Source organism: Mycobacterium sp. IDUB_24 (assembly GCF_055419385.1).
This window is the reverse complement of record NZ_JBVAXO010000004.1, coordinates 331,910-350,646: the sequence shown is the minus strand read 5'-3', so window position 1 is coordinate 350,646 and position 18,737 is coordinate 331,910. Positions and strand designations below refer to the sequence as shown.

Annotated in this window: 16 protein-coding genes and 1 pseudogene; 11 read left to right on the top strand and 6 right to left on the bottom strand. The window is 65.5% G+C overall.

Going from position 1 to position 18,737, the window contains the following annotated elements; translation table 11 throughout:
• Positions 1-382: 382 nt before the first annotated feature.
• Positions 383-730 carry a VOC family protein gene (locus ACZYZF_RS17035; protein WP_463746404.1) on the bottom strand — a complete coding sequence of 116 codons (348 nt, stop codon included), beginning with the start codon at positions 728-730 and terminating at the stop codon, positions 383-385.
• Positions 721-2,127, bottom strand: coding sequence for an acyl-CoA synthetase (locus ACZYZF_RS17030; protein ID WP_463836332.1), 1,407 nt, complete (start codon positions 2,125-2,127; stop codon positions 721-723). The genes ACZYZF_RS17035 and ACZYZF_RS17030 overlap by 10 nt, the downstream gene beginning before the upstream one ends.
• A gap of 78 nt (positions 2,128-2,205) precedes the next feature.
• Between ACZYZF_RS17030 and ACZYZF_RS17025 the strand changes: the two are divergent.
• The 3 genes and pseudogenes from ACZYZF_RS17025 to ACZYZF_RS17015 all read left to right on the top strand — a co-directional run.
• Positions 2,206-2,676: pseudogene (locus ACZYZF_RS17025) on the top strand (DUF309 domain-containing protein); the annotation flags it as partial.
• The gene (locus ACZYZF_RS17020) at positions 2,677-3,231 is read left to right on the top strand and encodes an NUDIX domain-containing protein (protein ID WP_463746579.1); all 555 of its coding nucleotides are present in this window, start codon (positions 2,677-2,679) and stop codon (positions 3,229-3,231) included. It abuts the pseudogene before it with no gap.
• A gap of 34 nt (positions 3,232-3,265) precedes the next feature.
• Positions 3,266-4,294, top strand: a complete 1,029-nt coding sequence (locus ACZYZF_RS17015; RefSeq protein ID WP_463746402.1) for an isopenicillin N synthase family dioxygenase — start codon at positions 3,266-3,268, stop codon at positions 4,292-4,294.
• Positions 4,295-4,301: 7 nt separating this feature from the next.
• On the opposite strand, the gene ACZYZF_RS17010 is transcribed toward ACZYZF_RS17015, so the two are convergent.
• Positions 4,302-5,261, bottom strand: a complete 960-nt coding sequence (locus ACZYZF_RS17010; RefSeq protein ID WP_463746401.1) for a proline dehydrogenase family protein — start codon at positions 5,259-5,261, stop codon at positions 4,302-4,304.
• A 1-nt stretch (position 5,262) separates the two neighbouring features.
• Entirely contained in the window at positions 5,263-6,891 is a 1,629-nt protein-coding gene (gene pruA, locus ACZYZF_RS17005; RefSeq protein ID WP_463746400.1) for an L-glutamate gamma-semialdehyde dehydrogenase, read from the bottom strand.
• Positions 6,892-6,974: 83 nt separating this feature from the next.
• Here pruA and ACZYZF_RS17000 point away from each other — a divergent pair, with 83 nt between their 5' ends.
• The 5 genes from ACZYZF_RS17000 (at position 6,975) to ACZYZF_RS16980 (ending at position 12,859) form a co-directional block, all read left to right on the top strand.
• Entirely contained in the window at positions 6,975-8,573 is a 1,599-nt protein-coding gene (locus ACZYZF_RS17000; RefSeq protein WP_463746399.1) for a PucR family transcriptional regulator, read from the top strand.
• Positions 8,574-8,649: 76 nt separating this feature from the next.
• Positions 8,650-9,276 (top strand): TetR/AcrR family transcriptional regulator, encoded by a 627-nt coding sequence (locus ACZYZF_RS16995; RefSeq protein WP_463746398.1) that lies wholly within the window; start codon positions 8,650-8,652, stop codon positions 9,274-9,276.
• Between the two features lie 282 nt (positions 9,277-9,558).
• Entirely contained in the window at positions 9,559-10,653 is a 1,095-nt protein-coding gene (locus ACZYZF_RS16990) for an alpha/beta hydrolase (protein ID WP_463746397.1), read from the top strand.
• Between the two features lie 32 nt (positions 10,654-10,685).
• Positions 10,686-11,555, top strand: a complete 870-nt coding sequence (locus tag ACZYZF_RS16985; protein WP_463746396.1) for a phytanoyl-CoA dioxygenase family protein — start codon at positions 10,686-10,688, stop codon at positions 11,553-11,555.
• A 53-nt stretch (positions 11,556-11,608) separates the two neighbouring features.
• Complete coding sequence (locus ACZYZF_RS16980) at positions 11,609-12,859, top strand: serine hydrolase domain-containing protein (protein WP_463746395.1); 1,251 nt, start codon at positions 11,609-11,611, stop codon at positions 12,857-12,859.
• Between the two features lie 28 nt (positions 12,860-12,887).
• On the opposite strand, the gene ACZYZF_RS16975 is transcribed toward ACZYZF_RS16980, so the two are convergent.
• Together ACZYZF_RS16975 and ACZYZF_RS16970 are read right to left on the bottom strand one after the other, a co-directional pair.
• A complete protein-coding gene (locus ACZYZF_RS16975) occupies positions 12,888-13,691 on the bottom strand; it encodes an alpha/beta hydrolase fold domain-containing protein (RefSeq protein WP_463836331.1) in 804 nt (267 codons plus the stop codon).
• Positions 13,692-14,113: 422 nt separating this feature from the next.
• The gene (locus ACZYZF_RS16970; RefSeq protein WP_463746393.1) at positions 14,114-14,779 is read right to left on the bottom strand and encodes an alpha/beta hydrolase; all 666 of its coding nucleotides are present in this window, start codon (positions 14,777-14,779) and stop codon (positions 14,114-14,116) included.
• A 649-nt stretch (positions 14,780-15,428) separates the two neighbouring features.
• Between ACZYZF_RS16970 and ACZYZF_RS16965 the strand changes: the two genes are divergently transcribed.
• Genes ACZYZF_RS16965 through ACZYZF_RS16955 form a run of 3 tightly spaced genes read left to right on the top strand, consistent with a single transcriptional unit; the run spans position 15,429 to position 18,736 of the window.
• Positions 15,429-16,925, top strand: a complete 1,497-nt coding sequence (locus ACZYZF_RS16965; RefSeq protein ID WP_463746392.1) for a carotenoid oxygenase family protein — start codon at positions 15,429-15,431, stop codon at positions 16,923-16,925.
• Between the two features lie 9 nt (positions 16,926-16,934).
• On the top strand, positions 16,935-18,122 hold the full coding sequence (locus ACZYZF_RS16960; protein WP_463746391.1) for a sensor histidine kinase: 1,188 nt from the start codon (positions 16,935-16,937) through the stop codon (positions 18,120-18,122).
• Positions 18,119-18,736 carry a response regulator gene (locus ACZYZF_RS16955; protein WP_463746390.1) on the top strand — a complete coding sequence of 206 codons (618 nt, stop codon included), beginning with the start codon at positions 18,119-18,121 and terminating at the stop codon, positions 18,734-18,736. Before ACZYZF_RS16960 ends, ACZYZF_RS16955 begins: the two co-directional genes overlap by 4 nt.
• Position 18,737 lies beyond the last annotated feature (1 nt).

Genomic DNA, 18,737 nt, shown 5'->3' with positions numbered 1-18,737 from the left:
TCACGTTGGGCGGGCGACTCAGGTGCACGGTATCCCGTGCGGGCCACCGATCCAGTGACCTGGCGGGGATTGCCACGGGCACCATTTCTTGATCTGCCCTGGCGGTAGGTTGGGGCCCGGATTCCAGTCGACCCAGCCTGGCCCCGGAATCCATGGAATGTTCGGACCGTGACCAGGGTCAGCCTGCGCTGTCGCCGTACCCAGTCCGAAAGATCCGACACCGAGCGCACCGGCGATGATTGCCGTTCCAGCGATCTTCTTGATATTCACGTGTGGCCTCCAATACAACGGCAGGTTGACGTGCACTTTCTGACCCCTCTATCGCCCAAGGTACGCCTTTTGTTAGCGCGCCGGCGGTGGTAGCCCGCTCAAGCACGCGGAACTACTCGGCGGCCAGCACGCAGAATTCATTGCCCTCGGGGTCGGCCAGCACCACCCACGTCTCGTCGCCCTGCCCCACGTCGGCAGGGCGAGCACCCAAACCGATCAGCCGATCCACCTCGGCCTGCTGATCGTCGGGGGTGAAGTCCGGGTGCACCCGGTTCTTGACCACCTTGCCCTCGGGCACGGCCGTGAACAACCACGTGGGCCCGGCACCCGGCGGTGGGGTCAACAGAACGTCACCCTCGGAATCGGTGTGCCGAGGCCAGCCGAGCGCCTCCGACCACCAGGCTCCCAACGCTTCGGGATCCCGCGCGTCAATGCAGATCTCTGAGAATCTCAGTCCCATTGCGCCAGTTCCTTTTTCATCACCTTGCCCATCGCGTTACGGGGCAGGCTGTCCACCAGCCGAACTTCGCGAGGCCGCTTGTGTGCTGAAAGTTGTTGGGCGACAAACTCGATCAGCACGTCGGGCGTAGCATTGCCGACGACGAACGCGACGATGCGCTGCCCTAGGTCCTCGTCAGGCATTCCGACGACAGCGACCTCGTCGACACCGTCATGACCCAGCAGTGCGGTCTCGATCTCACCGGCCCCGATGCGGTATCCGCCGGACTTGATCAGGTCCACCGATTCGCGCCCGACGATGCGATGCATGCCATCGGCATCGATCACCGCGACGTCGCCGGTGCGGTACCAACCGTCGGGGTCGAAGGCGTCGGCGGTGGCCTCGGGCCTGTTGAGGTAGCCGCCGAACACCATGGGGCCCTTGATCTGTAGCCGTCCGATGGTGTCGCCGTCGTGGGGCACCGGGGCGCCGGCGTCGTCGACGAGGCGGGTCTGCACCCCGGCCAGCGGCAGCCCGACCCAGCCGGGCCTACGCTCACCGTCGACCCGGGTGCTGATCGTGATCAGCGATTCGGTGCTGCCGTAGCGCTCTACCGGGGCGTGCCCGGTCAACCGGACCAACTCGTCGAACACCGGCACCGGCAGCGGTGCACTGCCGGAGACCAGCAGTCGCGCCGTCGAAAGAGCCAACGCCGAGTCGAGATCCTTGACCACTCGTGACCACACGGTGGGCACTCCGAAGTACAGCGTGCCCTGGGCCTGTGCGTACGCGGCCGGTGTCGGTTTCCCGGTGTGTACGAAGCGGTTTCCGATCCGCAGCGAGCCGAGCAGGCCCAGCACCAGGCCGTGCACATGGAAGAGCGGCAGCCCGTGCACCAGGGTGTCGGCGGCGGTCCACTGCCACGCTGCGGCCAGCGCGTCGATGTCGTCGGCGATGGCTCGGCGGCTGATCGGCACGCCCTTGGGTGCTCCGGTGGTCCCGGAGGTGTACATGATGATCGCAGTCGAATTCGGTGGCGGTTCGGGATAGCGGTGCCAGGACCGGGCGTGCAGCCGCACGGGGATGTGGGGCAGCCCCTCGGTCTCCTGCGGCCTTTCCCCCAGCCAGGCCTGGGCGCCGGAGTCGGTGAGGATATGCCGGCGCTCTGCCGTGCCGACGTCAGCGGGGACCGGGACCACCGGCACGCCGGCGATCAGGCACCCGATGATCGCGAGAACTGTCGTCGGGGTCGGTGTCGCCAGGACGGCGACGCGCTGCGCGACAGCCACCCGCTCGGCCACCGAGGTAGCGGCGCCGACGAGATCACTGCGGCTCAACACAGCACCGTCGATGGAAACGGCGTCGTCGAGTTCGGCGCCGGCGGCGACGGCCGCGGGATTCAGGGAGGCCAGCAACACTCTTGTCAGGCTACCGGCGTGCCATCCGACGATCCCACGCACTCGACAAGATGCGAAGTTGGCGACAGGCTGGTGCGTATGGGCACGGCTGCGCGCGACCGCGACGACTCCGGTCGGCCCCGCAGCACTCGTCCGCGTGACACACTCGGCCGGCCATTGCCCTACGGCAGTGAAGGCGTCGCACGGATTCCCGATGACCTGGAGCTCTCACCCGCCGAAACTCTCGCCTACGCCCAGGATCTACTCGATCGCGGCCACGCGTTCAACGCTCACGAAGTCCTCGAAGCGGCGTGGAAGAACGGCCCGGAGCACGAACGTGCGCTCTGGCAGGGATTGGCACAGCTGGCCGTGGGCATCACCCACGTGCAGCGCGGCAACCGGAGCGGCGCTGCCGCCCTGCTGCGCCGCGCCGCCGCGCGGCTCTCGCTCGTCGACCAACCGGCGCCCTATGACGTCGACGTCTCCCGCCTGATCGACTTCGCCGGCACCCTCGCCGACGACGCCGAGCAGCCCGGCGATATTGCCGCGCAACGGTTGCGCACCCATCTGGTGACCGCGATTCGGCAGACCGCGACGCGCGAGGTGTACCGGAACAACTGGCTGACGCTGCGCGAGGACGAGATCGTCCGGGCCGACGGCAGCACCGGCGTGTACGCCGTGGTGGACAAACCGACGTATGCCCTGGTGATCCCGTACGACGCCGATGGCGATCGGTTCCACCTCGTCGAACAGTTCCGCTACCCGCTGGGGCTGCGGCGCTGGGAGTTCCCTCAGGGCACCGCGCCCGAGCAAGAACATCTGGACCCGACTGCGCTGGCCCATCGTGAGCTTCGCGAAGAGACCGGGCTGCAGGCCGGAAGTATGCAACGGCTCGGTCAGCTCGATGTGGCGGCCGGAATGAGCAGCCAGCGCGGCTGGGTGTTCCTGGCGACGGACCTGACCGAGGGTGAGCACGAACGCGAGCACGAGGAACAGGACATGCACAGCGCGTGGTTCTCCCGCGAGGAGCTGAACCGCAAGATCGGTGACGGTGAGATCACTGACGCCCAGACTCTGGCGGCATTGACATGTCTGCTGTTGCACGAGAGCAGAATTCGCCGTTGACATCAACTGAGGTTGAGGTTCTAGCGTCGACCGCGTGAGCCAACCAGAGGTGATAGTCGACCAAGTTGTCCTTCGAGACGGGTTCGTTCCGTTGATCGATATCAGCAGCGCCCGAAACGGAGACAAGCGTCAACGTCAGGCGGTGGCCGACGCCATCGGCCGATGCTGTGAAAGCAGCGGCTTTCTCCTGCTGGCCGGCCACGGTGTGCCCGATGCGGTGATCGAGGACGTGAACCGTGCGGTGCGCGAGTTCTTCTCGCTGCCGCGCGGTGTCAAAGAACAGATCGGGGCAGATCCCGCTGATCCACTGGCCCGCGGATTCAGCTGCGCAGGCAAGCTCGCGGCCACCAACGACGGAGCCGACCGGGCGGCCGAGCACGAGTCACCTGACCACGTCGAGAAATTCGTGTATATCCCGCTGGGCAATCCGGAGGGTTTCGACGGGAACGGCTGGACCGACGAACGTGTGTCCGTAGCCGAACGCTGGCCCGACGTGCCGGGATTCCGGACGGCCTACCAACGCTATTACGACGAGATGGCCGTGCTAGCCGGCGAATTGTCGCGGCTGTTCGCGTTGGCCCTGGGGCTGCGCGAAGACTGGTTCGACACTTTGATCGACCGGCACAACTCCAACCTGATGGCCAACCACTACCCGAACGACGACCACCCGGCCGGCCATATCCGGCTGAGCCAGCACAGCGACTGGGGCAACCTCACGATCCTGCTGCAGGACGAATCCCAGAGCGGGCTACAGGTTCTCAACGATCGTGGCGAGTGGCTTGACGTACCGGTGGTGCCGGGCTCGTTCGTCATCAACATCGGCGACCTGCTGGCCCGCTGGACCAACAACCGTTGGGTCAGCACGGTGCACCGCGTGGTGAGCACCGGCGCACCCACGGAACGGTTCAGCCTGCCGTTCTTCCACCAGCCCAATTTCGACGCAGTGATCGAGTGCATTCCGACCTGTGCCACAGCCGACGACCCGCCGCGGTATGAACCGGTGATCTCGGGGCCCTATCTGCTCGACAAGTTCAGGGTCGCCTACGACCTGAGTGCTCGCTGATATTGCTTCAGCGATGCTCGGCCAGGGCCCGCAGGAAGAACATCAGGTTGGCCGGGCGCTCGGCCAGGCGTCGCACGAAGTAGCCGTACCACTCGTTGCCGAACGGAACGTACACCCGCACATGGTTGCCCGCCTCGGCGAGCCGGCGTTGTTCGGCATCGCGGATGTTGTAGAGCATCTGGTACTCGAAACCGTCGACACCGCGGCCGAATTCGTCGGCTAAACCCGGTACCGCGTCGATGATCTCCGGGTCGTGTGAAGCCACCATCGGGTAGCCCGATCCGGCCATCAGCACCCGCAGACATCGCAGGTAGGAGTCGGTGACGTCCGCCGCGTCGCGGTACGCCACCGAGGCGGGTTCGTCGTAGGCACCCTTGCACAGCCTGATTCGAGCTCCCGACGCCGCGAACTCGCGACAGTCGGCTTCGGTGCGGTGCAGGTAGGCCTGTAGAACTGTTCCCAGCCAGTCGAATTCGGTACGCAGGTCACGCACGATCGTCAGGGTCGAGTCGGTGGTTGTGTGGTCCTCGGCGTCCACGGTCACCCAGGCCCCCACGTCACGGGCCTTGACACAGATGGTGTGGGCGTTCTCGTAGGCGATCTTCTCGCCGTCGCGCGGGAGCGCCTGGCCGAGGGCCGACAGCTTGAGCGACACTTCCAACGGTCGCACTTTCGCATCGGTGTCGCCGCGGCGCGCCAGTCCGTCGAGCAGGGTCAGGTAGGCCTGCACGGTACGTTCGGCGTCCTCGGTGCTCGTGGTGTCCTCGCCGAGGTGGTCGACACTGACGAAGCGGCCCGAATCCCGCAGCGCACCAACGGTGTCAAGTGCATCGGGCACGGTCTCCCCCGCCACAAAACGGTCCACCACCTTGCGGGTGATCGGGAGACGTTCGGTCGTGTGGCGCAGCCGCGACGAGTGCGATGCGGCGAGGATCGCCGGGCGGGCAACCCGCTGAAACACGCCCATCTCAGACCCCCATGTGCGGGTAGATGTGGTTGGTGGGCGGCACGAAGGTCTCTTTGATGGAGCGCGCCGAGGTCCAGCGCATCAGGTTCGACGGCGAGCCGGCCTTGTCGTTGGTGCCCGAGGCGCGCGATCCGCCGAAGGGTTGCTGGCCGACGACGGCGCCGGTCGGTTTGTCGTTGACGTAGAAGTTGCCTGCGGCATTCCGCAGTCGGTCGGCGGCAGTGAGCACCGCACCACGATCGTCGGCGATCACCGCGCCGGTCAGGGCGTAGCGGGCGCCGGTGTCCACGACGTCGAGGATGCGTTCGTACTCCGCGTCGGGATAGACGTGCACGGCCAGGATCGGACCGAAGTACTCGGTGGAGAAAGCCTCGTCGGTCGGATCGTCGGAGAGCAGGACGGTGGGCCGCACGAAGTAGCCCTCACTGTCGTCATATTCGCCACCGGCGGCGATGGTCACGCCGGCGGCACCCTTTGCCCGCTCGATCGCCGCGACGTTCCTGGCGTAGGCGCGGCCGTCGATGACGGCCCCGCCGTAGTTGGTCAGGTCGGTGACATCGCCATATTTCAGTTCCGAAGTGGCCGAGAGGAACTCGTCACCCATTCGGTGCCATACCGAGCGTGGGATGAAGGCCCGAGAGGCGGCCGAGCATTTCTGCCCCTGGTAGTCGAAGGCACCGCGAATCAGGGCGGTGCGCAGGACATCTGGACGGGCCGAGGCGTGCGCGACCACGAAGTCCTTGCCGCCGGTCTCGCCGACCAGACGTGGATAGGTGTGGTAGCGGTCGATGTTCGCACCGACCTCACGCCACAGGTGCTGGAAGGTGGCGGTCGAGCCGGTGAAGTGGATGCCGGCCAGTCGCGGCTCTGCCAGCGCCACCTCGGATACGGCGATCCCGTCGCCGGTCACCAGGTTGATCACTCCGGGCGGCAGCCCGGCGGCCTCCAGTAGCTGCATGGTCAGGTAGGCCGCGAACGTCTGGGTGGGCGAGGGTTTCCACACCACGGTGTTGCCCATCAGGGCGGGCGCGGTGGGCAGATTGCCTGCGATGGCGCTGAAGTTGAAGGGCGTGATGGCGTAGACGAAACCTTCCAGCGGCCGGTGGTCGGTGCGGTTCCAGACACCGGGGCTGCTGATGGGCTGCTGCGCCAGGATCTCTCGGGCGAACTCGACGTTGAACCGCCAGAAGTCGATCAGCTCGCAGGGGGCATCGATCTCGGCCTGATAGGCGGTTTTCGACTGACCGAGCATGGTGGCCGCGGCGATCTTCTCCCGCCATGGACCGGACAGCAGGTCGGCCGCGCGAAGGAACACCGCGGCGCGTTCGTCGAACGGCATCCGGGCCCAGTCGGACTTGGCGGCCAGTGCGGCGTCGATGGCCGCAGCGGCGTCGGCGTGTTCGGCGTTGGTCAGGGTGCCCAGCTTCGCGCTGTGGCGATGCGGTTGCACGACATCGATGCGCGTGCCGCCGCCCATCGTGTGCTTGCCGCCGATGACATGCGGCAGGTCGATCGGGGCGCCGGCCAGTTCGCCGAGCGCGGTGGTGAGCCGGGCGCGTTCCCCCGAGCCCGGTGCGTAGTCATGAACCGGCTCGTTGGCCGGCGCGGGCACGTCGGTGATGGCATCCATGAGTCAAGAATCCCCGAAGTGACCCACGTAACACTTGTCCGATCCGACAAGCGTTACCGCGCATATCAGTAGAATCAGACAATATGCGCGCTACCGGTGTCAGCCTGGGCCAACTGCTGTTGGCACTGGACGCCACGCTGGTCCGGCTCGTTCAGGCTCCCCGCGGCCTCGATCTGCCCGTGGCCTCGGCTGCGCTGATCGATTCCGATGACGTGCGCCTGGGCCTGGCCCCGTCCGCAGGTGCGGCCGACGTGTTCTTCCTGCTCGGGGTCTCCGAGGCCGACGCTCTGCGCTGGGTCGACCAGCAGGCCGTGCGCCGGGTGCCCGCTGCAATCTTCATCAAGGAGCCGTCGGGCACCGTCGTCGAACGTGCGGTGGCGGGAGGCATCGCGGTGGTGGCCGTCGATCCACGGGCTCGATGGGAACGGCTGTACCGGCTGGTGAATCACGTCTTCGAGCACCACAGTGACGGCGCGCTTCACGATTCGGGCACCGACCTGTTCGGCCTGGCCCAATCCGTGGCCGAACGCACGCACGGCATGGTCAGCATCGAAGACGCCCAGTCACACGTTCTGGCGTATTCGGCCTCCAGCGACGAGGCCGATGAGCTGCGCCGGCTGTCGATTCTCGGCCGGGCGGGCCCGCCGGAGCATCTGGCCTGGATCGCCCAATGGGGCATCTTCGACGCGCTGCGGTCTCGGCCGGAGGCAGTGCGGGTGGCCGAGCGGCCTGAGTTGGGATTGCGCCCCCGGTTGGCGATCGGCATCTTCGCACCCACCGTCGACGAGCGACGGGCCCCGGCCTTCGTCGGCACCATCTGGGTGCAGCAGGGCAGCCGCCCGTTCGCTGATGATGCCGAGGATGTACTGCGCGGCGCCGCGGTGCTGGCCGCGCGGATCATGGCCCGGCTGGCAGCCACTCCGTCGACCCATGCCGTACGGGTGCAGGAACTGCTGGGGCTGGGTGAGCCCGATGCTCCGGTCGAGGTGGAGTTGATCGCAAGAGAACTGGGGGTGGCCGTCGACGGTCGGGCCGCGGTGATCGGCTTCGACAGCCGCGCCGGAGACGCGAGAAATGCCGGCGGACCGCCCGACACCAGGCTCGCCGACGTGCTGGCGTTGAGCGCCAGCGCTTTTCGTCACGACGCTCAGATGGCGTCGGCCGGGTCCCGCGTCTACGTGTTGTTCCCCAGCACCGGCAAGGCAGTGACGTCGTGGGTGCGGGGCACCGTGGCGGCGCTGCGAGCCGAGCTGGGGCTGCAGCTGCATGCGGTGATCGCCAGCCCGGTGGCCGGGCTGCCCGGCGCTGCGGGTGCTCGCGCCGATGTGGACCGGGTGCTCGACACTGCCGAGCGCCATCCCGGAACTCTGGCCGCGGTCACCTCACTGGCCGAGGCCCGCACCACGGTGCTGCTCGACGAGATCGTCACCGCGATCGCCGCCGACGACCGGCTGATCGATCCACGGGTGCAGACGTTGCGCGCCGACGAGCCGGTGCTCGCCGAGACCCTGGGTGTGTACCTGGACTGCTTCGGCGACGTCACCGCGGCCGCCCAGCACCTGCATGTGCATCCCAACACCGTGCGGTACCGGATCCGGCGGGTGGAGCAACTGCTGGGCGCCTCACTCAACGACGCCGACGTGCGGCTGCTGCTCGCATTGAGCCTGCGTGCCACGACGTGAGCCCAAGCATGGGCCGCCCGCAAGCGGTCACGCAAACCATTTGGAGGCGATTGGTCGTATGACCTATAGTTAGGTCATGCGACCGCTAAATAATGATTCCCCATCGTTTACGCGGACGGCGCGACGAAGGCAGATCGTCGACGCTGCGATTGACGTGATCGCAGAGATCGGCTGGGAGCAGACATCGATCCGCAAGGTCGCTGACCGCGTTGGGATCGCGATGAGCGCAGTGCAGTATCACTTCGGCACCAGAGATGGGTTGGTCGACGCGATAGTCGAGCACACGATTCGTACCGCTATCGCAGCCGTAGGGCCGGCGGTCTCGGCTGAGGTCACCGCCACGGCCAGGTTGGCTGCCTACATCCGGGCGAGCGTCTCGTACTACAACGATCATCGCAGGCTGCTCGCAGCGGTGACGTACATCGAAAACGAGTATCGGCCCGGTGGAGTCGGAGCAGATGAGCGAAAGCTTGATCCTGCACTACGCGAAGAAGCCCGGGTTCTAGATCCGACGGGGAACTTGACTGAAGGGCGAGAATCCGGTGAGTTCAACGATTTCCCGGTGGCGGCAGTGGCCATTGCACTGCGTGCAGCGATTCATGCAGCGGTTGAGAACATCCTCCGTGATCCTCAGTTCGATGCTCTCTCATACGGAGAAGACCTCATCGCAATCTTCGGCCGTGCCGTCGGAGTGAAACGCTGATTCCGGCGGTCCGACGTCAGGTCGCCTCGTCCGCCATGGAGTCAACGGAGCTGCCCACGGTTGCCCGGCGTGGCCGGCACAACATGGGCTACGTGCGATTGCGATCGACAGGGCGGCGGCGTAACTCTCCACGCTCACAAGCTATCTCCGTCAAAATCGCCCTTCCCAGCCTCGATTCCACGCCTTGCACAGGGCCTACCAAGTGGCCGACGCGAAGGAGAAAATATGCTGCGACACTACGATGATCAAGCGCTCCAACGACTCTTGCACGTCGCTGAGTACGTGGAGGTCAACGGTTCCAATGTAGAACTGAAGCGGTCGGTGTCAGATCTCCGGCCCGGCCTGGTGGATCCTTGGGTGCTGAGACATGAGACGGCCGCTCGACCTGAGTTGCCCCGTGCTGCCCGCCGGGTCAATAGCCCGCGGACGCTGCTGCGGCTTCTGTTCCGGCCGGCGTCGATGTTCGTTGACCTCCGGAATCTCGGCGACACTCTGCTCGCAGAGGTGGGAGAGCCGACACCAGATTTGACCTCGCAATCAGTCAACACCGCGTACGAGGATGTCGTTCTGTGGCGGAACGTCAACCGTCTCTGGAGGTATGAGAGTAGCTCGACGTCGAACGAGATGCGTCCTGCGTTCCTGCACCTCCACGGCGGCGGCTTCTTCGCTGGGCGCCCGACTGGGCGAGATCCGTTGCTGAAGTACATCGCCGATCGCAGCGGCGCCGTCGTATTCGATCTGGATTACTCATTGAGTCCCGAATACAAGTTCCCGCACGCGGTCAACGAAGTTTATGCGGCCATCGAACATCTGTACCGCCATGCCGATCGCTACGGCATCGACCGGCAGCGAATTGTAGTCGGCGGTGGCAGTGCGGGCGGAAACCTCACCGCCGCCGCCATGCTCAAGGCTCGAGATCAAGGCGGCCCCCACGTGGCTCGGCAGGTTCTCATCAACCCGGCCCTGCTGCTCGGCAGATCTCGACCCCGAGGATTCCGTTGGCGCAAGGAGGATTACGACATCACACGGCAGACGCGAAAACTCACCGGAAAGATGAAGGATCCAGCCCGAAGCGTCCCGATGGCGGCCATGTCCAAGGTGTACCGAGGCGCTGAGCACGCGGACAATCCGTTGCTGTCTCCCCTGTTGGCTGCAGACCTCAGCGGTGTGCCGGCAGCACTCATATTCACCGCCGAGATGGACCCGTTGCGTTCAGAAGCCGAGTTCTACGCCGGTCAACTTGCGCGGGCAGGTGTTCCAGTCCGAACGATCCGATACATGGGAAGTACTCACACCACGCCTGCGCTGTTCGGGCACGCCCCACAAGCCGAAGCCATCGCACTGGAACTCGTGGCTGTGCTGTCGTCCCAATTTTAGTGTCGCAGCACCAACTTTGGGAAGGAAGAAGGATGGACGAACGACATGTCTTGAAGCGCCATGCGACGGAGTTGACTGACCAGGGATACACCATCATCGAAGGGTTCCTGTCACCCGAGCAACTTGCAGAGACCGAGAGTGCCGGGCTGGGCGTCACCCCGCATTGGACGGGATACGACAACAACGCCGATGAGGAACCTCCATACTTCCTCGAGTTCGCGGACTTTCCGGCACGAATTCAACGAAATGTCATGAGTCGGCGGCTGATCGATTTGATGGAGGATGTCATCAGCACCTCTGACTTGCGAATATCCTTGTCATTCCTATGGTTTCGCTATGCGGACCAGCCCTGGGAAGACCAAGAGCTACACAGTGACCTGATGAACAACTCGCTGGTCTTCCCAAGAAACGACAGTGGATACCGCCAGGTCGAGGGGATCCTCTACTACACCAATGTCACCGCAGACCTCAGTCCCACTTGTGTTTTGCCCAGCAATGTCGACACGCTGCGCGCAGGTGAGCCGCATCTTCGAGCGCGACGCGAGTATGCGCATCTGTACGAGCACGAAGTCACCGTCGAAGTACCCGCGGGAAGCCTGCTGCTCTACAACATGACTACTCTTCACCGCGGTAGTGCGTTCACTGCCGCTGAGGGACACCGTATCTCCCACCACTTCGTGTACCGCTCCTCTGTGTCTGATTGGACGCAGTGGCGGGGTTGGGGTGCCCAGGGCGCCAAGCCTGAGATGGCTTCGCTTCTCACGGAGATCGACCCCCGCGAGAGGCACCTTTTTGGGTTCCCGCTTCCGGGAGACCCTTACTGGACGACCGAAATGATCGAGGGCGTCGCCATGCGGTATCCCGAAATGGACATGGCCCCTTACCAGCAGGCGTTGATGTAAGTCCGGCCGAGCGCTGCGGAACGTCAAGGGCGCAATGTTCAGGAGGGTGCGACATGGCCATTGTCTCGGGTGCCATTGCGAGCGGATTCGCCGAGGTGCAAGAAGCGTTCGCACACAGCGACCTGGGCCGGGGCGGAGGCGCGTTCGCGGCGTACGTCGACGGTGTCGAGGTAGTGGACCTCTGGGCCGGGCAGGCCCGTCCTGACATCCCATGGGAGCGTGACACGCTGGCGACCGCGATGTCCGCGACAAAAGGCTTCGCTGCGCTCTGTGTCCAGATACTCGCCGACCGTGGCCTGCTCGACGTCGATGCGCCCGTAATCCGTTACTGGCCGGAGTACGGCCAGGCGGGCAAGGAGCGGACGCTCGTACGGCACATACTGAACCACACGTCTGGGATGCTGTGCTTTTGCGAGCCGGGAGACCTGCTCGACTGGTCCGGCAACGGCTGGGACGAATACGACGAGATCGCCCGGCGCATCGCCGCGTCGCCCGCGGTGTGGGCGCCGGGTACGCGTATCGGCTACCACGCCATCAGCGTGGGTTGGTTGATCCAGGAGTTGGTTCGCCGGGTGACCGGCATGACTGTCGGCGCCTTCTTCGCGAGCGAGGTCGCAGTCCCCTTGGAACTGGCGATTCACATTGGAACGCCGGAGGCAGAGCAGCGACGTCTGGCCGACAGCATCACCGAGGTACCTGATACGTCGGGAATCAAAAACAAGATCTTGATGGCCCTGGCCAGAAAGCATCTTGGGAATACACATTCGGCGATCTCTCAGGCTTTTGTCCGCATGCACGGCGGGACGCTCGCCGACCACCCCGACTTTTTCAACCTCCCCAGGGTGCGAAAATTGGAAGTCCCCGCCGCCAACGGTAGCGCCGACGCGCGCAGCATTGCACGGTTGTATTCCGCGCTGGCGCAGGGCGGCGAGGTGGACGGCCGCCAAATCGTGTCACCCGCCTCCATCAAACTGTTCGGGTCTGAATGCGTCAGCGGCCCAAGCGCTTTGTGGCCGGACAGGGGCGTGGCCAAGTGGCTCAAAGCACCACAGATGCGGTACGCCCTTGGTTACGAAGGCGACTTCGGCGCGGCACCGAAACCGTGGCGGTTCGGACCCACACCGGAGTCGTTCGGTCACCTCGGCGCCGGTGGGCAACTCGGCTTTGCCGATCCCATTCACCATGTCGCGGTCGGATTCCTGCGCAACCATCACACAGACTGGTCCGTCTCCACCAAGCTCGTCGAAACCCTTTACGCCTGCCTGTCCATTGATGATCGGCAACACCGCCCGGGCGGGTTGTGATCCGAGCCTGCTACACGCGCAACGTGTGTTACGCGCCGTTGCTGCGGAAGTGGTCGAGCAGCCGATGGATCAGCGCCTGGTTGGGAAGATAATTGTGGCCGACCGCGATGGTGTGATCAGCCCACGGCCAGTACTGCGTGGTGACGTCGACGCCCGCATTGGCGGCCCGTTCGACGAACCGTCGGATACCGTCCATCGGCACAAGCCGATCTTCCTCGCTGATCAGGAGGAAAGTGGGTGGCGCCTGGGGCGAAATGTAGGTGGCTGCTTGGACGGCGCGCAGGCGCTCGGGATGCTGCTCGACCGTCCCTCCGATGAAGGTTGCGACCATATCGCGTGTCGCGGGCCCCGTGAGCGGGTCGGGGTTGTCGTAGACATTGGCCGGGTCGACCGCGGGCACCGCTCCACCCACCGCACGCACGTTCGGCACATCACCGCCGCAGGCGGGGCTCAGCTGTCCATTCGCCGCCGCATACGTCGTCGTGATGGCGAGGTTCCCACCGGCGGATGACCCCCACACCGCGAGACGGTTCGCATCGGCACCGTACTCGGCAGCATGATCGGCCGCCCAGACCAGGGCGCAGCCGATCTGAGGCATCGCCGTATCCCACGTTGGATGGCTCGTGGTCGCGAGCGTGTACGCGGGCGAGACTACCCAGTAACCCTGATCGGCGAACCAACGGAGGTCGGCGGACACCTCCTTGGGATCACCGCCGATCCACCCGCCCCCGTGGACGTACACCACGATCGGCGCACCCGACGGCGGCTGTTCAACGCTGTCGCTCGGTCGATACATGTCCATGGTGAGGGGTGCACCGGTGTCGTCGGTCATGTACGTGACTGTCGAGTCTGGTAACGCTGTCTCGAGCGGGAGGGAGAACACCCTTGGCGTGACAGGGACGCCTGCGTCCGCGGCGATCCGCACCTGACTTCCAAAAACAACTGACGTTCCGGCGAGCGCGAGGACCCCTGCGGCGGCGACGATTGGTGCCAGCCGGCGGCTGCCGAGCAACCAGGCAGCCACCGCGAGCAGCGTGCCGACGAGGACGACAATGAGTGCTGGTCCGATGAGCGTGGGCCACACCAATGTCCCCACAGCGCCGAGGTAGGGGACCCGCGGGAGAAAGGTTCCGGCGGTCAGAAGGGCGCTCGGCGCGACGATCACAACGCTGACGGTCAGCAGAGGCAGTTTGAGACGGCGGCGAGGGCGCCGCACCGTTTCGCGAGTGCCCGAAGGCGATGCCTGCTCTCGTGTCATCGGTTGACCAGCCACTCGCCGAATAGGTTCCGGAATCGGGCAGAGTCTGTTCCTGGTTGCCCGAGCCCGAAACCGTGACTGCCCGATTCGAAGATGTGGGTTTCCACCGGTGCACCCGCATCCTTCCAGATCGTTTCAATCTTCTTAGCGTGCTCGACAGCGGGATCGGGGTGAGCCGCGGCGATGAACAAGGGAGTCGATTTCGGCAGTGCGCCGTCCTCCAAGAGGAAGCCGTAGATCGATGCGGCGAAGTCTGGACGTACGTCGGCGCTGCTGGCTTGGAGCACACGCAGGAGCGTGATCGCCCCTGCCGAGAAGCCCATCATGCCAACTCGATTGGGGTCGATTTGGTACTCATCTGCATTGCCAAGAATGACACGCATCGCCTGCATCGCGTCCGCGGCGGCAGCAGAAATAGCGGGATCGATTCCGGCCGTCACGTTGCCCAACAGAAAAGGAACGAGACGCCACAGCCGCGGGTTCTGGACCCGATATTTGAGGACGAACGCAGTGATCCCCCGCTGAGCGAGGAACTCGCCAACTTCTGTTCCTTCTGAATCCCAAGCGAGCGCTGCGAACCCGCCGCCAGGCAGGATCACCATCGATGCTCCGGTGCGTTTTTCGGGGTCTGGGCGGATCACGGTCATGGTCGGGTCGGACACGTTTCTGATCGTTGTGACCTGACGCCAGCCCATGCCTTCATCGCGTGTGCGAGTCTCCGCTGCTCGAACGCCGCAGTCGCCGGGAGGCGTGCCCATCCAGATCGGTCTTACTTCCCAGTCGGGGTCGTCCTCGGGTGCCGGGGATCCGTCCTTCTGCGGAAGTGGAAACTGAGAGAGCGCACCCCCCGCAACGATCACAAGTGCTGCGACTCCGATAAGCCACTTGCCTCGCCGCCTACCCTTGGTGCGCTTGTCAGGGCTCAGTTTGGATTCCTTCGGGGATCCGATTCTGTTGTCGTTCTTCACAAGCTTGTATCCCTCTCAGCGAGGTCGGCCTTGCGGATCGACGTCTGCATCCAACGGGTTTGCGATCACGCCAATGCACAGTCGAGATCTGCGTTGCCGCGCGGTGCGCGGAGACGCCGCCGACTCTCGGAAACTGGTCGTATGACCTAATCATAGGTCAACTGACCAAATACCCGCAACAAGCCCGCCAGGGCCGACCTCGCCGCATACGCGGGTGACACCCGAACCTGGTTCCAGACGAGTGTTCGCTGTCACCGAGGCACGCCCTGTCCATCGTTCGGTTGACAGACGAATCAGCCGGGAAGTCGTCGCGCGGAGGCGACCGGAGGGGCACCGTAGGGGTATGACTACCGAAGCGGTTCAGCAGGAATCCGAGCACCCGTTTCTCAGCGGAAACTTCGCACCGGTGCATGACGAGGTCACCGTCACCGACCTCACCGTCACCGGCACCATCCCGGACTATCTCGACGGGCGCTATCTGCGCACCGGACCCAACCCACTGCGGGCTCCCGATCCAAAGCATCATCACTGGTTCCTGGGCGACGGCATGGCGCACGGGATCCGGCTGCGCGACGGTGCGGCGACCTGGTACCGGAATCGCTGGATCCGGTCGAGCTCGGTGGCCCGTCAGCTGGGCGAAAAATGGGCAGGTGGCGCGCACGCCGGAGGATTCGACTTTCCCGCCAACACCAACATCATCGGCCATGCCGGCAAGACCCTGGTCCTCACCGAGGCGGGTGCACGGCCCTATGAACTCACCGACGAACTCGACACCGTGGGTCCGTCCGACTTCTGCGGCACGCTGTTCGGCGGATTTACCGCGCACCCCAAGCACGATCCGAAAACCGGTGAGCTGCACGCCGTCTCATACAATCCGCTGCGCGGAAACCTGGTGAACTATTCCGTCACCGGTGTGGACGGCAGGGTCCGGCGCACAGTCGATATCGCCCTGCGGACACAGACGATGATGCATGACTTCACTCTGACCGAAAAGTATGTGGTGCTCTACGACCTGCCGGTGCTGCTCGATCTGGCCGGCATGGTCCAGAGCGCTCCAGCGCGCGCCGCGGCGCGGTTGCTCACCGGATTCGCCGCCCGCCATGCGGTCCCGGATTTCGTACTGCGCGCAGCGATGCGCGGATCCGAACGCGCCCCGCTGCCCACGACGGCCATGCCCTACCGTTGGGCGCCCGAGCATGGCGCCCGGATCGGCCTCCTGCCGCGCGAGGGCGTTGCCGCTGACATCCGGTGGTTCGACATCCCGCCCTGCTACGTGTTCCACGCCCTCAACGGCTACGACCAGACCGCGCCCGACGGCGAGCAGGTCGTGCTCGATGTGGTCCGCCATCCCGCGGTGTTCACCACCGGTGACCAATTGTTCACCGATTCGATCACGTTGGACCGCTGGACCATTGACCTTCACACCGGCCGGGTACACGAGCAGCGGCTCGACGACTCCACCCAGGAGTTCCCGCGCGTCGATGACCGACTCACAGGACTGCCGCACCGGTACGGCTATACCGTCAGCCTCCCGTCGGAGCCGGATGCGGCGCCGGCCGCCATCCTGCGCCACGACCTGCGCGAGGGCACCACCGACCGTGTCGACTTCGGGCCCGGGCGTGAACCGGGCGAGTTCGTTTTCGTCCCGTCCGGGCCGGACGCCGAGGAGAACGACGGCGTGGTGATGGGATTCGTCTACGACCGCGCCGAAAACCGCAGCGATCTGGTGCTGCTCGACGGCCAGACCCTGGCACCCGTTGCCACCGTGCATATTCCGGTCCGGGTTCCGCACGGCTTCCACGGCAACTGGGTGGCCACCGAGGGGCCGTCGGGCCGTTAGCATCGGCAGATGACCGAAACCGGTCCATCCGCCACTGACTGGCACTGGATGTGGGAGACCTACGTCTGCGGACTGTGTATCGCGGCGATATTCGCCGTCGTCCTGCTGCGGCACACTTTCGGCGGCAATCTGCCGGTGGCGTGCGGTGCGCTCGCGTCGATGGTGGTGATCGTTCTGGTGTTCGGACGCAACATCATTCGCGATGCAAATCCGATCGCCGGTCCGGTGCGGGCACGAGCGGCAGCGTTCGTGGCAGTGATGATCGGACTGTGGCTCGTCGCGGTGCTGGCAGCACCCCCGGCCGTCGCGGCGATTCCGGCGCTCTACCCACTGATCTTCGCGACGCTGCCGCTGGCGGCGGCATTGACGGTGACCTTCCTGGTGACCCTGGCGCCGTTGGGCGTTGCCGTCGTGAGTCACGGGCCGGGGTGGCCGAGCCTGCCCGCGGTGGCGGCGGTGACCCTGGTGGGCGCGGTAGCGGCACCGATCATCGGCACCACGATCATGACGACCATGCGACAGCGGCAACAGTTGACGGAGACGGTCGCCGAACTGGCGGCCAGCCGGGCCCAGAGCGCGCGGCTCTCACGCGAAGCCGGGGTGGCCGCCGAGCGGGAACGGCTGGCCCGGGAGATCCACGACACCCTGGCGCAGGGGTTCACCAGCATCGTGGCGCTCGCCCAGGCGGTACAGGCCGAGAGCGACTCCGACCCGGCCGCCGCCGCCCGGCATGTGGAGCTGATCCGCAACACAGCACGCGACAACCTGGCCGAGGCCCGCACCATGGTGACCCGGCTGACGCCGGCCGCGTTGGAGGAGGGCACACTGTCCGCCGCGCTGCGCCGCCAGTGCGACCGCCTGGCTGCCGAAACGGGCATCGCCATCGACGTCCGCATCGACGACGATCTACCACAGCTCGGCATGGCCGTAGATGTGGTGCTGCTGCGCAGCGCACAGGAGGCGATGACGAACGTGCGCCGGCACTCCCAGGCCAGCGAGCTACAGGTGCGGCTACAACCCGACGTTGAAGGGGTGCGGCTTTCCTTGTCCGACAACGGCGTCGGACTGCAACCCGATCACCTCGAGGGGTTCGGTCTACGCGGCATGCGGGCCCGGCTGGACCAGGTGGGCGGCACCCTGACCCTGTCCACACCGGAAGGCGGCGGCGTGCGGGTCGTCGTGGCGGTGCCGGCATGACGACGGTCCTACTTGTCGATGACCACCCGGTGGTCCGTGAGGGGCTGCGCGGCATGATCGACGCCGAGGACGATTTGACCGTGGTCGGTGAGGCAGGCTCCGGGGCCGAGGCGATCGGGCTTGCCCACACGCTGCGCCCCGACGTCATCCTGATGGATCTGCGGATGCCCGGGATCGACGGTGTCACCGCGACCGCACGGATTCTGGCCGACGATCCGTCGATCCACATCGTCGTGGTCACCACTTACGAAAGCGACACCGACATCCTTCGCGCCGTCGAGGCCGGGGCCACCGGCTACCTGCTCAAGGACGCCTCCCGCGCCGAGCTGGCCCGCGCCGTGCGCGACGCAGCGCGCGGCAAGACGGTGCTGGCTCCCGGGCTTGCCGACCGGTTGATGAATGCGGTCCGGTCGCCGGCGGTGACATTGTCGGTGCGGGAGGCCGAGGTACTGGCCCTGGTGTCCACGGGCGCCACCAACGCCGATATCGGCCGCGCCCTGCACATCAGTGAGGCCACGGTGAAGACTCATCTGCTGCGGGCGTTCCACAAACTGGGGGTGTCCGACCGCACGGCGGCCGTGACGACGGCGATGTCGCTGGGATTGCTGGGGTAAC

Bases quoted from the DNA above. Each gene is read 5' to 3' on its own strand.
- ACZYZF_RS17010 (WP_463746401.1), bottom strand. From the start codon at position 5,261: ATGGGCGTGTTTCAGCGGGTTGCCCGCCCGGCGATCCTCGCCGCATCG.
- ACZYZF_RS16960 (WP_463746391.1), top strand. From the start codon at position 16,935: ATGACCGAAACCGGTCCATCCGCCACTGACTGGCACTGGATGTGGGAG.
- ACZYZF_RS16985 (WP_463746396.1), top strand. From the start codon at position 10,686: ATGGACGAACGACATGTCTTGAAGCGCCATGCGACGGAGTTGACTGAC.
- ACZYZF_RS16975 (WP_463836331.1), bottom strand. From the start codon at position 13,691: ATGACCGACGACACCGGTGCACCCCTCACCATGGACATGTATCGACCG.
- ACZYZF_RS16955 (WP_463746390.1), top strand. From the start codon at position 18,119: ATGACGACGGTCCTACTTGTCGATGACCACCCGGTGGTCCGTGAGGGG.
- pruA (WP_463746400.1), bottom strand. From the start codon at position 6,891: ATGGATGCCATCACCGACGTGCCCGCGCCGGCCAACGAGCCGGTTCAT.
- ACZYZF_RS17000 (WP_463746399.1), top strand. From the start codon at position 6,975: ATGCGCGCTACCGGTGTCAGCCTGGGCCAACTGCTGTTGGCACTGGAC.
- ACZYZF_RS17035 (WP_463746404.1), bottom strand. From the start codon at position 730: ATGGGACTGAGATTCTCAGAGATCTGCATTGACGCGCGGGATCCCGAA.
- ACZYZF_RS16980 (WP_463746395.1), top strand. From the start codon at position 11,609: ATGGCCATTGTCTCGGGTGCCATTGCGAGCGGATTCGCCGAGGTGCAA.
- ACZYZF_RS16995 (WP_463746398.1), top strand. From the start codon at position 8,650: ATGCGACCGCTAAATAATGATTCCCCATCGTTTACGCGGACGGCGCGA.
- ACZYZF_RS16965 (WP_463746392.1), top strand. From the start codon at position 15,429: ATGACTACCGAAGCGGTTCAGCAGGAATCCGAGCACCCGTTTCTCAGC.